Below are 14,087 nucleotides of genomic sequence, written 5' to 3'. Positions count from 1 at the left end.
TTGCGATGAGTACCGACGATAAACGCATCCGCGAATTCGCCTATCAAATCTGGGAATCGGAAGGTAAGCCCGAGGGGCATGAAGAACGCCACTGGGAAATGGCGCGCAAGCTCGCCGAAGCGGAAGCGCTGGCACCGAAGAAACCGCCGAAAGCCACCGGCAGCAAACCGGCTCGCAAGACAGCCGAGGCCAAGGCCCCGGCCGCCAAGCCGAAACCACCGGCCAAAGCCAAACCGGCCAGCGCCGCCAAAGTGATTCCCCCGGGCGAAAAGCCTGCCGAGAAAAAGCCTCGGGCGCCGCGAAAGCCTTCGGCGATCTGACGCTTTAACGACGATTGAACTGAATGGCCGTGTGGCGGGTTCGCTCGCCACCGAGGGCTCACTCGCCCTGAAGAAACCCACCAATCCCCTGTAGGAGTGAGCCTGCTCGCGATAGCTATCTGACATTCAACATTGATGTCGCCTGATAGACCGCTATCGCGAGCAGGCTCACTCCTACAGGGGGATGTGTAAGCCCAGAAATTACCCGTTTTGCAGGAGCAATCATGACCCGTCCAAAGAATACCGAACCCACCGCGCACGCCGAGCCGTCGAGAATCCGTGAAGGCCTGCCCTTCCCGCTCGGTGCGACCTGGGATGGTCTGGGGGTGAACTTTGCTCTGTTTTCCGCCAACGCCACCAAGGTCGAACTGTGCATCTTCGACGATGCCGGCGAAGTTGAACTCGAACGCATCGAACTGCCGGAATACACCGACGAGATCTACCACGGCTACCTGCCTGATGCGCACCCGGGGCTGATCTACGGTTACCGCGTCTACGGCCCGTATGACCCGGCCAACGGCCACCGCTTCAACCACAACAAATTACTCATCGATCCGTACGCCAAGCAACTGGTCGGTCAACTGAAATGGTCGGAAGCGTTGTTCGGCTACACCATCGGCCACCCCGACGCCGACCTCAGTTTCGATGAGCGCGACAGCGCGCCCTTCGTGCCCAAGTGCAAAGTCATCGACCCGGCGCACACCTGGGGCAACGACCAACGCGTCAGCGTGCCGTGGGACAAAACCATCATTTATGAAACCCACGTGCGCGGCATCAGCATGCGTCACCCTTCGGTACCGGAGAACGTACGCGGCACCTTTGCCGGGCTGATGGTCGACGACGTGCTCGAACACATTCGCAAGCTCGGCGTGTCTACCGTCGAATTGCTGCCGATTCATGCCTTCGTCAATGACCAGCATCTGCTGCACAAAGGCATGACCAATTACTGGGGTTACAACAGCATCGCGTTCTTCGCCCCGGACCCGCGCTACCTGGCCAGCGGCAAGATTGCCGAATTCAAGGAGATGGTCGCGCACCTGCACGAAGCCAACCTCGAAGTGATCCTCGACGTGGTCTATAACCACACCGCCGAGGGCAACGAGCAAGGCCCGACCCTGTCGATGCGCGGCATCGACAACGCCTCGTACTATCGCTTGATGCCCGACGACAAGCGCTACTACATCAATGATTCCGGCACCGGCAACACCCTCGACCTGAGCCACCCGTGCGTGCTGCAAATGGTCACCGACTCGCTGCGTTACTGGGCCAGCGAGATGCACGTCGACGGTTTCCGTTTCGACCTGGCGACGATTCTCGGCCGCTACCACGACGGTTTCGACGAGCGTCACAGCTTCCTCGTTGCTTGCCGTCAGGACCCGGTGCTGCGTCAGGTGAAGATGATCGCCGAGCCATGGGACTGTGGCCCCGGTGGTTATCAGGTCGGCAACTTCCCGCCGGGCTGGGTCGAGTGGAACGACAAGTTCCGCGACACCGTGCGCGCGTTCTGGAAAGGCGACGACGGCCAGGTTGCCGATTTCGCCAGCCGCATGACTGCCTCCGGTGAGATGTTCAACCAGCGCGGGCGGCGGCCGTACTCCTCGGTGAACTTCATCACCGCGCACGACGGTTTCACTCTCAACGACCTGGTCTCTTACAACGACAAGCACAACGAAGCCAACGACGAAAACAATCAGGACGGCAGCAACAACAATCTGTCGTGGAACCATGGCGTCGAAGGCCCGACCGACGATCCTGAAATCAATGCCCTGCGCCATCGGCAGATGCGCAATTTCTTCGCCACCCTGCTGCTCGCCCAAGGCACGCCGATGATCGTCGCCGGTGATGAGTTCGCCCGCACTCAGGACGGCAACAACAACGCCTATTGCCAGGACAGCGAGATCGGTTGGGTCAACTGGGACCTGAGCGAGGACGGCAAGGCATTGCTGAAATTCGTCAAGCGCCTGATCAAGCTGCGCCTGGCTTATCCGATCCTGCGTCGCGGCCGCTTCCTGGTTGGCGAATACAACGAGGACATCGGCGTCAAGGACATCACCTGGCTGGCGCCGGATGCCACCGAGATGACCACCGAGCATTGGCACGATGCGCACAACCGCTGCCTGGGCATGTTGCTCGACGGCCGCGCGCAGGAAACCGGGATTCGCCGCAAGGGTGCGGATGCGACGCTGCTGCTGGTGGTCAACGCCCATCATGACATCGTCAATTTCACCCTGCCGGAAGTACCGGAAGGCAGTTTCTGGACCTGCATGATCGACACCAATCAGCCGTCGATCCGTGGTCAGGAACGCTTCGATTTCGGCCACGAATACTCGGTCACCGGGCGCTCGCTGCTGCTGTTCGAACTGCAACGTGATGAAGAAGACTGATATGGACCTGCACCGTTATCTGAGCCGACGACCAACGGATTATCCGCACACCGCAGCCCTCGGCGGGTGCCTGCGGGCGCTGGTCGAGGCCGGGCTGGATCGTCTGCCGTTACCGGGCAGTGGCCGCACGCTGGAGCGCTTTCAGCAGTTGGCGGAAGTCGGCGGGCATGACCTGGGTCTGTGCAAACTGTTTGAAGGCCACACCGACGCGCTGGCGATCATTGAACAACTCGGCGGCTCACCTACGCCGGGCAGCACTTGGGGCATGTGGGCAGCGGAGCCACCGCAAGCACGAGTCAAAGTCAGCCCAGTCGGGCACATGGTCGCGCTGCATGGACGCAAGGCATGGTGCTCCGGCGCCGCCGTGCTCAGCCACGCCTTGCTCACCGCCTGGGATGGCGACGATCAGCAGCAACTGGTCGCCGTCGCCCTCGACCAACCGGGCGTCACCGTCACCGAGCAAGGCTGGCAAGCGGTGGGCATGGCGGCTACTGGCAGCGTCGAGGTGCTGTTCGACGGTGCCGAAGCGCAGGCCATTGGCAATCCCGGCGACTATCTGCAACGCCCGGGTTTCTGGCAGGGCGGGATCGGTATTGCCGCGTGCTGGTACGGCGCCGCACGGCAAATCGCCGACGCGTTGCGCATCCAGTGTGAGCAACGCCCGGAACCGCACGCTCTCGCCCATCTCGGCGCGGTCGATAGCGCCTTGCAGGCCGCGGCGGATGTGTTGCGCTTCAGCGCCTTGCACATCGATGCGCACCCGGAAGACAACGCCGAATTACTCGCCCGTCGTGCCCGCGCGGTGGTCGAGCAGTCGGCTGAACAGGTGATGCGTGAGGTCGGGCGCGCCCTCGGTGCCGGGCCGTTTTGCAAGGATCGCCACTTTGCCCGGCTCAGCGCTGATCTGCCGGTGTTCCTGCGCCAGAGTCATGCCGAACGGGATCTGGCCGCGCTCGGGCAAATGGTGGCCGGGCACTCCGCGGAGGCATGGGCGCTATGAAAACCAATCCGATTGTCGGCCAGGGCACCAGCCTGCACCAATGGCAGGCTTCGCGGCATCTGGCGGAACTGGATAGCATCGACATCCTCAGTCTGGTGCCTCCGGGCGCGCGGGCGGTGATTGTCGCGCCGCACCCGGACGACGAAGTGCTCGGTTGTGGCGGTTTGCTGCAATTGCTCGCTGAGGCCGGTCGGCCTTTGCAACTGATGTCGGTCACCGACGGCAGCGCCAGTCATCCCGGTTCAAGTCGCTGGCCGGTGGAACGTCTGAGCGTGGTGCGCCCGCAGGAATCGGCCGAAGCGCTGCGTCGTCTCGGTCTGCCGATGCATCGGGTGAAGTGGCTGCGCGGTGGCTTCAGCGACACCCAGGTGGCGGCTCAGGAAGCGGAGCTGGTCGATTTCATCGAACGTCATCTGCGTCCCGACGACGTGCTCTTTACCACGTGGAGCGAGGACGGACATTGCGACCACGAAGCCGTCGGCCGCGCCAGTGTCGAGGCTGCCCGTCGCGTCGGTGCGACTTGCCATGAACTGCCGGTGTGGACCTGGCACTGGGCAACTCCGGAAGACGCCTTCGTACCGTGGCAACGCGCACGCAAGATTCTTCTGACGCCGGCGCAAGTCGCGCGCAAACGCCACGCGGTGCACGCTTTCGCCAGTCAACTGGAAGGCGATCCTGACGCCGGACTCGGTCCGGTGCTCGCACCGTATGTGCTCGATCGCCTCTTACAGCCCTTCGAAGTGGTGTTTCTATGAGTGTCGAGGATCGCTATTTCGACGGTTTGTTCGCCGGCAACGATGACCCATGGGCGTTCCGTGAGCGCTGGTACGAGCAGCGCAAACGCGCGATCACCCTCGCCGCCCTGCCGCGTCCGCACTACCGGGCAATCTTCGAACCGGGTTGCGCCAACGGCGAGTTGAGCGCCGAACTGGCCGCGCGTTGCGATCGGTTGTTGTGCTGTGACACGGCCAGTGCGGCAGTGACTCTGGCGCGCACGCGGTTGAGCGTGTTCGACCACGCCGAAGTGCGGCAAAACCGTCTTCCGGGCGACTGGCCGGAGGAAAAATTCGACCTGATCGTATTTAGCGAGATCGGCTACTACCTGGATAGTCAGGATCTGACAGAAGTGATCCGTCGAGCCAGTGATTGCCTGACTGCCGACGGCCAGTTCCTCGCCTGTCACTGGCGTCCGCCCATTGACGGCTGCCCGCTGAATGCGCGGCAGGTTCACGACCTGATTCACGAAAAACTGCATCTGCCCCGTCTGGTCTTGCATCAGGAAGCGGACTTCATCCTTGAGGTGTGGAGCCGCGAACCGCGCTCGGTGGCGGCACTGGAGGGCTTGCGATGATCGGCATTCTGATCCCGGCGCACAATGAGGAAGACTTGCTCGACGACTGCCTGAGCGCGGCCATGCGCGCCAGCCGCCACGGTTTGCTGGCCGGTGAAAAGGTTGAAGTGTTGGTGGTGCTCGACAGCTGCACCGACCGCTCGGCGCAGATTGTCAGTCGCTATCCGGTGCTGAGCCTGCACATCGACGCACGCAATGTTGGCCAGGCCCGGGCGGCCGGCGCGCAGCTATTGCTAGAGCGCGGCGCGCGCTGGATCTCTTGCTCGGACGCCGACAGCCGCGTGGCCGACGACTGGCTGGTGGCGCAACTGGGGTTGGGCGCGGACGCGGTATGCGGTACCGTCACGGTCGAACGCTGGCACGAGTCGTTCGATGAAGCGGCGCAAATCCGCTATCACCGGCATTACCATGCCAGCGATGGCCATCGGCATATCCACGGCGCCAATCTGGGCATCGCCGCCGACGCCTATCGCTGGGCCGGGGGCTTTAAACCGCTGGCCTGCGACGAAGATGTGCAATTGGTGCGGGAGCTGGAACTCGACGGCGCGAACATCGCCTGGAGCCATCGCCCGCAAGTGCTCACCAGCGCGAGGTTCGACAGCCGTGCGCGCGGTGGCTTTGGTGACTATCTGCGAAACCTGGCACAGATGGAGCAAAAAAAAGCGGATCAGATTGATCTGTGACGCGACGAACTACGCTTCATGAGCAATACTCTGCTGCGCGGCAATCCAGGGTTCGGAGCGTCGCTGGGCAATCAACCAGCCTTCACGGGTCGGCGGCGTCTGGCAATCACCGCCAAACGCACGACTGAGGGCGAAACAACACAAGGACGTCACACCATGAAACCGTTAACCCTCAGCGACAGCAGTTCGTCGGCGCAAATCTGGAACAGCGCCCCGCAACTGGACAACATTCCGGTCATCAATACTTTAAGTCTGGTACCCGCCGGCGCCCGCGCCGTGGTCATCGCGCCGCATCCGGGCGATGAAGTGGTCACCTGTGGCGGTCTGCTGCAATTACTCTCCAGCCTCGGTCATCCGTTGCAATTGCTCTCGATCACCGATGGCAGCGCCAGCCACCCGGGTTCGCGGCAATGGTCGGAAAAACGCCTGAGCGTGTTCCGCCCGCAGGAAAGCGTCGAGGCCCTGCGCCGTCTCGGCTTGCCAATGCACAGCCTGAAATGGGTGCGCGGTGGTTTCACTGACAACGCTCTGTGCGAACAGCAAGCGCAAGTGACCGAATTCATCAGCCGCTACCTGCGCCCAGGCGATGTGGTGTTCAGCACCTGGCGCGGCGATGGCAACGACGACCATGAAGCTGTGGGTCGGGCCAGCGCGCATGCAGCGGAACAAGCCGGGGCGACCTTCCACGATGTACCAGTCTGGGCCTGGCACTGGCCCGAGCGCGACCAGCAACTGATCCCTTGGGAACGCGCGCGCAAACTGCGCCTCGACACCTGGACCGTCGCGCGCAAGAGCCACGCCACCCATGCTTACGCCAGTCAGCTCAAGGGTGAACCGGCGATTGGTATTGCACCGATGCTGCCGCCGGTGATTCTCGAAAGAATGCGCCTGCCCTACGAAATCGTGTTTGTCTGACGCCGTTTCGGGTGGGAGCGAGCCTGCTCGCGAAAGCGGTGGTTCTACCAACTTATGTATTGGATTTACCGACGCCTTCGCGAGCAGGCTCGCTCCCACAGGAATTGGGTTGTCATCAACCATGATTTGCAAGGAACTGCCGCACCTCGCCATCAGTCGCATGAATAAGCGGCCCGCAATCCAGAGGAGTGAACGTGTCCAGCGAACCCAAGCGTCATGTTGCCGACGCGCCTGTCATTCATCGTCTTAGGGTGCTGACGGTCAACACCCACAAAGGCTTCACCGCGCTTAACAGGCGATTCATCCTGCCGGAGCTGCGCGAAGCGGTGCGCAGCACCTCGGCCGATCTGGTGTTTCTGCAAGAAGTGGTGGGTGAACACGAACGGCATTCGAACCGTTACAACGAATGGCCACAAACCTCGCAATACGAATTTCTCGCCGACAGCATGTGGAGCGATTTCGCCTACGGGCGCAATGCCGTCTACCCCGACGGCCACCATGGCAATGCCCTGCTGTCGAAATACCCGATCCGTGAATACCGCAACCTCGACGTGTCGATCACCGGCCCCGAGCGCCGTGGACTGTTGCACTGTGTGCTCGACGTCCCGGGTCACACCGAGGTCCACGCAATCTGCGTGCACCTGAGTCTGCTCGAAAGCCACCGGCAATTACAGCTGCAACTGCTCTGTCAATTGCTCGAATCGCTGCCCGACGATGCCCCGGTGATCATCGCCGGCGACTTCAACGACTGGCAGTTACAGGGCAACGCCGCCCTCGCCCGTCGTGACTACCTGCACGAAGCGTTCGAGCGCCACCATGGGCGCCCGGCCAAGACCTACCCGGCGCGGTTTCCATTGCTGCGACTGGACCGGATCTACCTGCGCAATGCCAGTAGTCATGACCCGCAGATCCTCGGCAACAAGCCGTGGACGCATCTGTCCGATCACCTGCCGCTCGCGGTAGAGGTGCATCTGTAAGCGCATTTCTGACAAGACCGTCCGTCAGCCATGCTTGAACCGCGAGGAAATTCATCTACACCTAAAAAAGCTCAAGGAGTAGCGCATTCAATCCGTTAGATCATGGACTTGATGTAAGGCATCAACTGTAAACGATGCCTAGACCATGACACGCTCAGGGATGAATTCCCCGAATTTGCCGTAGGGAATGACCATGCCGCGCTACTCCACGCACTTGCTGACATTACCGCACGCCTTGCTCCTGCCTGCTTCCTTGCTGATTTTGACCAGCCACCCCGTTTCAGCGGCCTGCACGCTCGTGCCCGGGCCGGGCAATGACAATTTCACCTGTGACAGCGGTACCAGCGGTTCGCTGACGGATCTCGCCGGCAACAACAGCCTGACATTCGCCGCTAACGGCAGCGGTCAGATCAATGGCAGCGTGACCTTCGGCGCTGGAGCCGACCGGGTCGAAATCAACTCCGGCGTGATTACCGGCGCGGTCAATCAGGGCAACGGTATCGATGACTTTGTCATGACGGGCGGCTCAATTGGCTCGTTGGCTCAAGGCGACAGCCGCGATACGTTCTTGATGAACGGGGGCATCATCGTCGGCGCCTTTGAGGATGGCGACGTCGCGCGCATGACGGGCGGCACCATCGGCCGCGTGGACATGAAACTCGATAACAATATTTTTGACCTGTCGGGCGGGCAGATTATTGGCAATCTGGTCACCGGTTTCGGCACTGACACCATTATCGTTTCCGGTGGCCGCATCGGCGGCAACATTAGTGTCAGCGGCGGCAACGACAGCATCACGGTGAGCGGTGAGCGGTGGGGAAATCGTCGGCGAGGTTCGCGCCAGCGTGGGTGATGACCGTTTGCTGTGGGATGGCGGCGGCATTATCCGTTCGACGATCCTCATGGACGTCGGCAATGACACCGTCACCCTGCGCAATCTCGACGATAATATTCTTGCGCTGACGCCCAGCGTTAATGGCGGCGTCGGTAGCGATACCCTGTCACTGGATAACACCCGCACGGCCCTGCCCGCGAGCTTCATCAATTGGGAAGCGGTGAGCCTGGTTAATGGCTCGCAACTCGATCTGGGGTCGTCAGGACTGGTGCTGGGGGACGCCGGCACCGGCAGTGGCGTGTTGAACATCGATACCCGCAGCACATTGTTTGCCACACAAGGTACGGTGGCATCGGCGGTGGCGGGTCAGCCAGTGACGCTGAATAACGCGGGGATCATCGATTTGACCCGCAATAACAGCCGCACTGACGATACGCTGACCGTACAGGGCAACTACGTCGGTAACAGCGGCCAGTTACGCTTGCAAAGCTTGGTCGGTGGCGATGATTCACCGAGTGACAAACTGGTGGTCAACGATGGCAGCTTAAGCGGCGGCACGGTGATCACGGTCAGCAACCTCGGCGGACTAGGCGGCCTGACCGAGGTGAACGGCATCCAACTGGTGCAGGCGCAAGGCAGCACGCTGAGCAGCAATAACGCCTTCACCCTCAATGGCCCGGTGTCGGCCGGAGCTTACGATTACTATCTGTTCAAAGGAGGTGTCACTGCCGGCACGGAAAACAGCTGGTATCTGCGCTCCGCCATCGTTGCGCCGCAGCTGGTGAGCGCTCCCAACCCCGATCCAACGCAGCCGCCCATCCTGGTGCCGGTGGTCGCTACCCCCGTAGCGGCGGCGACGCCGGCCGGGAGCCCGCCGTTGCCGGTATTGCCCGCAGCCGTTGCGGGAGCCGAACCGATCCCTTTGTATCGCCAGGAAGTCCCGACTTGGTCGGTGTTGCCGCCCGCTGCCGCGCAACTGACGCTTAACGCCCTGGGCACCTTTCATGACCGTCATGGCGATCAACGCCTGCTCGCGGAAACCGGTGCATTCGGCGCCGGATGGGGCCGTGTCTATGGTAAAAATCTCGAGCAGACCTGGGCCGGCACGGTCACGCCGCGACTGGATGGCTCGCTCAATGGCTTTCAGGTCGGCAACGATCTGTACAGCTCGCAGACGTCCGGCAGCCTGAATCAGCGCTTGGGTTTCTTTGTCGGTCACAGCCGCTTGCAAGGTGATGTCGACGGTTTCAACGAAGGCTTTCAGCACAACAGCGCCGGCAAGATCAAACTCGAGGGCGACAGCTATGGCCTGTACTGGACGCTGACGGCGCCCACCGGCGGGTACCTCGATACCGTGGTAATGGGCACTCGCTTCGACGGAGACAACCATTCCGATCGCGGGGTAAAACTGGACAATCGCGGGCACGCCCTGACGTTGTCCACCGAGGCCGGTTACCCGTTGCCGATCAATGACACCTGGGTGATCGAGCCGCAGGCGCAGCTCATCCATCAGAAAATCTCCCTCGACAGCCAGAACGACGGTATTTCACGCGTCTCGTTTGATTCCGACGGCGCCTGGACCGCTCGCCTCGGCGCACGCCTCAAAGGTCGATATCAGGTCAGCGGCCTTCCTGTCGAACCGTACCTGCGCGCCAATGTGTGGCATACGTTTTCCGCTACTGACTCGGTCACGTTTGGCGACAACGATGTGATTTCCAGCGAACGGAAATCCTCGACAGCGGACATCGGCCTGGGCGTAGTGTTGACCCTTGATCGCGCGGTCAGTGTGTACGCCAGTACCGATTACACCAGCAATATTGACAGCAATGACGTGCGCGGCGTGGTGGGCAACCTGGGCATTCGCCTCAGTTGGTAGACCTTCCGTCGACAATTTAAACTCTCTACCTTGCGGCTCTCAATGCGTTCTTCCATACAAACAACCACTTAGTTATGTGCAGAAAAACAAACGCTTGCAAAGCCTGTTTTGCCACTACCGCTCATCGTTCAATTTCTTGACGGCGGCGCGCGACTCTTCTTATCTCTACCTTACTACCCCCGGAATCACTACCGGGACGAGCCTTCGGACACTCGCGAAATCGAGCGGCCACGGTTCGCCCCGCTCCATTCGGTCGCCCCTCGTTCGGGGTAGGAGAGACGCCACATTGAGATGCCGCATGCGCCTGCAAGGTAGACCTCCATGAGAACTTCAATCACCCCACACGAGATCAAAATCACTTTCTGCACAGTGTCGAGTTCTATCTTGCTGTGCTCATCCATGGAGGCGCAGGCCGGTCCTGCGGCGGATGAAACGACCCCGTGGTACCGCGCGGATGTGCCCGTGATGACGTTGCCCGCCACCGTCATCACCCCCGGCTCACAACGCTTCAGCCCACGGCCCGATCTGCAGGGCATACGCTTGATTACCGAAGACCTCGCACCGTCGGCCTGGGACGAGTTGTACGGTAGAAGCGCCCGTCAGGCGCAAACCGATGTGCTGTCGTCAGGCTACGCAATGCCCGGCAGCGGCGACTTCAAAGGGCCAGCCGTGTTGACCGTACAAGGTGGCGGGCATACCCAGACCATCGGCTTGATCGGCGGCGTCAATCAGATTCAAGCCAATGGCAACGGGGTGCTCACTAGTCGCGCCTTGGCCGATCCGAACACTGACACCCTCAATCTACAAGGCCAGAGCCTCGGGGCCTACTACAGCCTCACTGGTGCGCAAGGCTGGCACGTTGATCTGTCGGCCAGCGGTGGCCGGGTCAGAGGTTTCAGTCGCAACGGCCAAGGCGCCCGGCAAGCCACCGAAGGCAGCGCCATGACCTTCTCGGTCGAAGGCGGTTTTCCGATTGGCTTGAGCGACAACTGGGTGGTCGAACCGCAGGCGCAATTGATCAATCAACGCATCACCCTCGACACGCCGTACGCCGGCTCGGGCAATGCGTCCTCCACCGATCTGACCGCCTGGAGCGGCCGCGTCGGTGCCCGTTTGAAAGGCAGTTACGATTTGAATGGTCTGCCGCTCGAACCCTATGTGCGCACCAACCTGTGGCACACCGTTTATACCGGCAGCACGGTGACGCTGGATCAGGTCGACAAGATCAGCAGCAGCCGCAAGTCATCCACCGTTGAGTTGGGACTGGGGCTGGTGGCGCGGGTAACGCCTGTGGTGAGTCTGTATGTCAGTGCCGATTACAGCAGTGATGTCGATGACAATGATTTGAACGGGATCATTGGCAGCCTTGGGGTGCGGATGCGCTGGTGAGCGTTGAGCCGGATTTTGGAGGTGTCTGAACTGGCGCCTTCGCGAGCAGGCTCGCTCCCACATTTGGAATGTATTTCCCCTGTGGGAGCGAGCCTGCTCGCGATGGCAGCGACGCGGTCTCGGATCAGCCCTCTGGCTTGAGGATCAACACCGCCAACGGCGGCAGATTCAGCTCCAGCGACAACGACTGGCCATGACTCGGCACTTCCTCGGTAAACGCCCCGCCGCCATTGCCGTAATTGGAACCGGCATAGGTGTCGGCATCGCTATTGAGCAATTCAGTCCAGCGCCCGGCAAACGGCACACCCACGCGATACGCCTGACGCGGCACCGGCGTGAAGTTGGCCACCACCAGCACCGGTTTACCTTCCTTGCTCCAACGCAGCCAGGCATAAACGCTGTTGATCGCATCGTCACCGATCAACCACTGGAAACCCTGCGGCGCGTCGTCCTGATCGTGCAGCGCCGGCTCTTCGCGATACAGCCGATTGAGATCGCCGACCAGTTTCTGCACGCCCTTGTGCTCAGAATACTGCAGCAGATACCAATCCAGTTGCTGATCGTGATTCCACTCGCGCCACTGGCCAAACTCGCAGCCCATGAACAACAGCTTCTTGCCCGGGTGCGTCCACATAAAACTCAGATACGCGCGCAGGTTGGCGAATTTTTGCCAGCGATCGCCGGGCATCTTGTCGATCAGCGAGTGCTTGCCGTGCACCACTTCATCGTGGGAAATCGGCAGGATGAAACGCTCGGACCAGGCGTAGACCAGACCAAAACTCAACTCATTGTGATGATGCGCGCGGTACACCGGATCCTGCTGAATGTAATGCAGCGAATCGTGCATCCAACCCATGTTCCATTTGTAGGCAAAACCGAGACCGCCCTGCTGCGTACTTTGGCTGACACCCGGCCACGCGGTTGATTCTTCAGCGATCACCAGTGCGCCCGGCGCTTCCAGTTCGACCACGTCGTTCAAATGCCGCAAGAAGTCGATGGCCTCCAGATTTTCCCGGCCGCCATGGCGGTTCGGCACCCATTCGCCAGCCTTGCGCGAATAGTCGCGATAGAGCATCGAGGCCACCGCATCGACGCGCAGGCCGTCGACATGGAAATGCTTCAACCAGTGCAACCCCGAAGCGAGCATGTAGCCATGTACTTCGGTGCGGCCGAGGTTGTAGATCAGCGTGTCCCAATCCTGATGAAAACCTTCCAGCGGGTTGCCGTATTCGTACAGCGCGGTGCCGTCGAACTGGGCGAGACCATGAGTATCGGTTGGGAAATGCGCCGGCACCCAGTCGAGAATCACGCCGATCTCGGCCCGGTGGCAGGCGTCGACGAATTCAGCGAACTGCGCCGGCGAGCCGTACCGCGCACTCGGGGCGAATTGCGAGAGCAGTTGATAACCCCAGGACCCACCAAACGGGTGCTCCATGATCGGCATCAGTTCGATGTGAGTGAAACCCAGTTCCTTGACGTAGGGAATCAAGCGTTCGGCGAGTTCCGGCCAGGTGTACTGGCGGGCGACTTCACCGAGATCATCCAGTTCGCACTGCCACGAACCGGCGTGCAGTTCGTAAATCGACAGCGGCGCGGAATGCTTCTGGCGGTCACGGCGGCTGCTCATCCACTCCTGATCCTGCCAATCGATCTGCAGTGGCTCAGCGACTTTCGAGGCGGTGTCCGGCGGCAGACTGGTGGCCAGCGCCATCGGGTCAGCCTTGAGCGGCAGGATCCCGTGAGCGCCAAGAATTTCATATTTGTACAGCTCGCCTGCTTGCAGGCGCGGGATGAACAATTCCCAGACCCCGGACGGATGCCGCAAGCGCATCGGATGGCGGCGGCCGTCCCAGACGTTGAAATCCCCCACTACGGATACGCGCCGGGCATTCGGCGCCCACACGGCAAAACGCACACCGTCGACGCCATCAACGGTTTTCAATTGCGCGCCGAGACAGGCGCTGAGATCACGGTGATTGCCTTCGGCGAACAGATACAAATCCATTTCACCGAGTAGCTGGCCAAAGCTATAAGGATCCTCTGCAACCTGTTCGCCGCCGGCCCAGCGCGTGCGCAACTGATACGGCCGCGCCTGATCGAAATGGCCGACAAACAGCCCCGGCGTTTCGGTTTGCTCCAGCGGACCGCGTTCTTCACCGCTGTCCTTGTCCAGCACCACGACACTCAGCGCTCCGGGCAGATAAGCACGAATGAACTGCCCGCCAGCGCCATCGCCGTGCGGGCCGAGAATGGAAAAAGGGTCGTGATGTTCAGCGCGGACCAAGGCATCAATATCTTTCGCCGAGGGCAGCAATGTTTCTTTAACCGCACCCTGTTCCTTGTTCGAGAAACTCATG

At 61.1% G+C, this 14,087-nt stretch carries 11 protein-coding genes and 1 pseudogene; 10 read left to right on the top strand and 2 right to left on the bottom strand.

The window, feature by feature from the left end:
- Nucleotides 1–5 precede the first annotated feature (5 nt).
- The 6 genes from CKW26_RS26360 (at nucleotide 6) to CKW26_RS26335 (ending at nucleotide 5,738) form a co-directional block, all read left to right on the top strand.
- Nucleotides 6–320: a DUF2934 domain-containing protein gene (locus CKW26_RS26360; protein WP_095050733.1), complete on the top strand. Its 315-nt coding sequence runs from the start codon at nucleotides 6–8 to the stop codon at nucleotides 318–320.
- A 224-nt stretch (nucleotides 321–544) separates the two neighbouring features.
- Nucleotides 545–2,704, top strand: a complete 2,160-nt coding sequence (gene glgX / locus CKW26_RS26355; RefSeq protein ID WP_095050732.1) for a glycogen debranching protein GlgX — start codon at nucleotides 545–547, stop codon at nucleotides 2,702–2,704.
- A gap of 1 nt (nucleotide 2,705) precedes the next feature.
- Entirely contained in the window at nucleotides 2,706–3,704 is a 999-nt protein-coding gene (locus tag CKW26_RS26350) for an acyl-CoA dehydrogenase family protein (protein WP_095050731.1), read from the top strand.
- Nucleotides 3,701–4,459 carry a PIG-L deacetylase family protein gene (locus tag CKW26_RS26345; protein WP_095050730.1) on the top strand — a complete coding sequence of 253 codons (759 nt, stop codon included), beginning with the start codon at nucleotides 3,701–3,703 and terminating at the stop codon, nucleotides 4,457–4,459. Before CKW26_RS26350 ends, CKW26_RS26345 begins: the two co-directional genes overlap by 4 nt.
- Nucleotides 4,456–5,055 (top strand): SAM-dependent methyltransferase, encoded by a 600-nt coding sequence (locus tag CKW26_RS26340; RefSeq protein ID WP_095050729.1) that lies wholly within the window; start codon nucleotides 4,456–4,458, stop codon nucleotides 5,053–5,055. Before CKW26_RS26345 ends, CKW26_RS26340 begins: the two co-directional genes overlap by 4 nt.
- A complete protein-coding gene (locus tag CKW26_RS26335) occupies nucleotides 5,052–5,738 on the top strand; it encodes a glycosyltransferase family 2 protein (RefSeq protein WP_095050728.1) in 687 nt (228 codons plus the stop codon). Before CKW26_RS26340 ends, CKW26_RS26335 begins: the two co-directional genes overlap by 4 nt.
- 9 nt (nucleotides 5,739–5,747) lie before the next feature.
- On the opposite strand, the gene CKW26_RS30000 is transcribed toward CKW26_RS26335, so the two are convergent.
- Nucleotides 5,748–5,891 (bottom strand): hypothetical protein, encoded by a 144-nt coding sequence (locus CKW26_RS30000; protein WP_156685515.1) that lies wholly within the window; start codon nucleotides 5,889–5,891, stop codon nucleotides 5,748–5,750.
- Nucleotides 5,892–5,894: 3 nt separating this feature from the next.
- Here CKW26_RS30000 and CKW26_RS26330 point away from each other — a divergent pair, with 3 nt between their 5' ends.
- The 4 genes and pseudogenes from CKW26_RS26330 (at nucleotide 5,895) to CKW26_RS26315 (ending at nucleotide 11,730) form a co-directional block, all read left to right on the top strand.
- Nucleotides 5,895–6,653 carry a PIG-L deacetylase family protein gene (locus CKW26_RS26330; protein ID WP_095050759.1) on the top strand — a complete coding sequence of 253 codons (759 nt, stop codon included), beginning with the start codon at nucleotides 5,895–5,897 and terminating at the stop codon, nucleotides 6,651–6,653.
- 194 nt (nucleotides 6,654–6,847) lie between these two features.
- The gene (locus CKW26_RS26325) at nucleotides 6,848–7,630 is read left to right on the top strand and encodes an endonuclease/exonuclease/phosphatase family protein (protein ID WP_095050727.1); all 783 of its coding nucleotides are present in this window, start codon (nucleotides 6,848–6,850) and stop codon (nucleotides 7,628–7,630) included.
- Nucleotides 7,631–7,823: 193 nt separating this feature from the next.
- Nucleotides 7,824–10,341: pseudogene (locus tag CKW26_RS26320) on the top strand (autotransporter outer membrane beta-barrel domain-containing protein).
- A 321-nt stretch (nucleotides 10,342–10,662) separates the two neighbouring features.
- Complete coding sequence (locus tag CKW26_RS26315) at nucleotides 10,663–11,730, top strand: autotransporter outer membrane beta-barrel domain-containing protein (protein ID WP_095050726.1); 1,068 nt, start codon at nucleotides 10,663–10,665, stop codon at nucleotides 11,728–11,730.
- Between the two features lie 124 nt (nucleotides 11,731–11,854).
- Here the strand turns inward: CKW26_RS26315 and glgB are convergent, their stop codons facing one another.
- The gene (glgB, locus tag CKW26_RS26310; RefSeq protein WP_095050725.1) at nucleotides 11,855–14,086 is read right to left on the bottom strand and encodes a 1,4-alpha-glucan branching protein GlgB; all 2,232 of its coding nucleotides are present in this window, start codon (nucleotides 14,084–14,086) and stop codon (nucleotides 11,855–11,857) included.
- Nucleotide 14,087: the final 1 nt, after the last annotated feature.

This window comes from Pseudomonas sp. Irchel s3h9 (assembly GCF_900187475.1).
Taxonomy (GTDB): domain Bacteria; phylum Pseudomonadota; class Gammaproteobacteria; order Pseudomonadales; family Pseudomonadaceae; genus Aquipseudomonas; species Aquipseudomonas neuropathica.
Note: the sequence above shows the minus strand (reverse complement) of the source record. Positions and strands in the feature narration are given on the sequence as shown.

Coding starts and splice junctions, on each gene's coding strand:
- glgB (WP_095050725.1), bottom strand. CDS start 14,086: ATGAGTTTCTCGAACAAGGAACAGGGTGCGGTTAAAGAAACATTGCTG.
- CKW26_RS26340 (WP_095050729.1), top strand. CDS start 4,456: ATGAGTGTCGAGGATCGCTATTTCGACGGTTTGTTCGCCGGCAACGAT.
- CKW26_RS26350 (WP_095050731.1), top strand. CDS start 2,706: ATGGACCTGCACCGTTATCTGAGCCGACGACCAACGGATTATCCGCAC.
- CKW26_RS26330 (WP_095050759.1), top strand. CDS start 5,895: ATGAAACCGTTAACCCTCAGCGACAGCAGTTCGTCGGCGCAAATCTGG.
- CKW26_RS26315 (WP_095050726.1), top strand. CDS start 10,663: ATGAGAACTTCAATCACCCCACACGAGATCAAAATCACTTTCTGCACA.
- CKW26_RS26345 (WP_095050730.1), top strand. CDS start 3,701: ATGAAAACCAATCCGATTGTCGGCCAGGGCACCAGCCTGCACCAATGG.
- CKW26_RS26335 (WP_095050728.1), top strand. CDS start 5,052: ATGATCGGCATTCTGATCCCGGCGCACAATGAGGAAGACTTGCTCGAC.
- glgX (WP_095050732.1), top strand. CDS start 545: ATGACCCGTCCAAAGAATACCGAACCCACCGCGCACGCCGAGCCGTCG.
- CKW26_RS26360 (WP_095050733.1), top strand. CDS start 6: ATGAGTACCGACGATAAACGCATCCGCGAATTCGCCTATCAAATCTGG.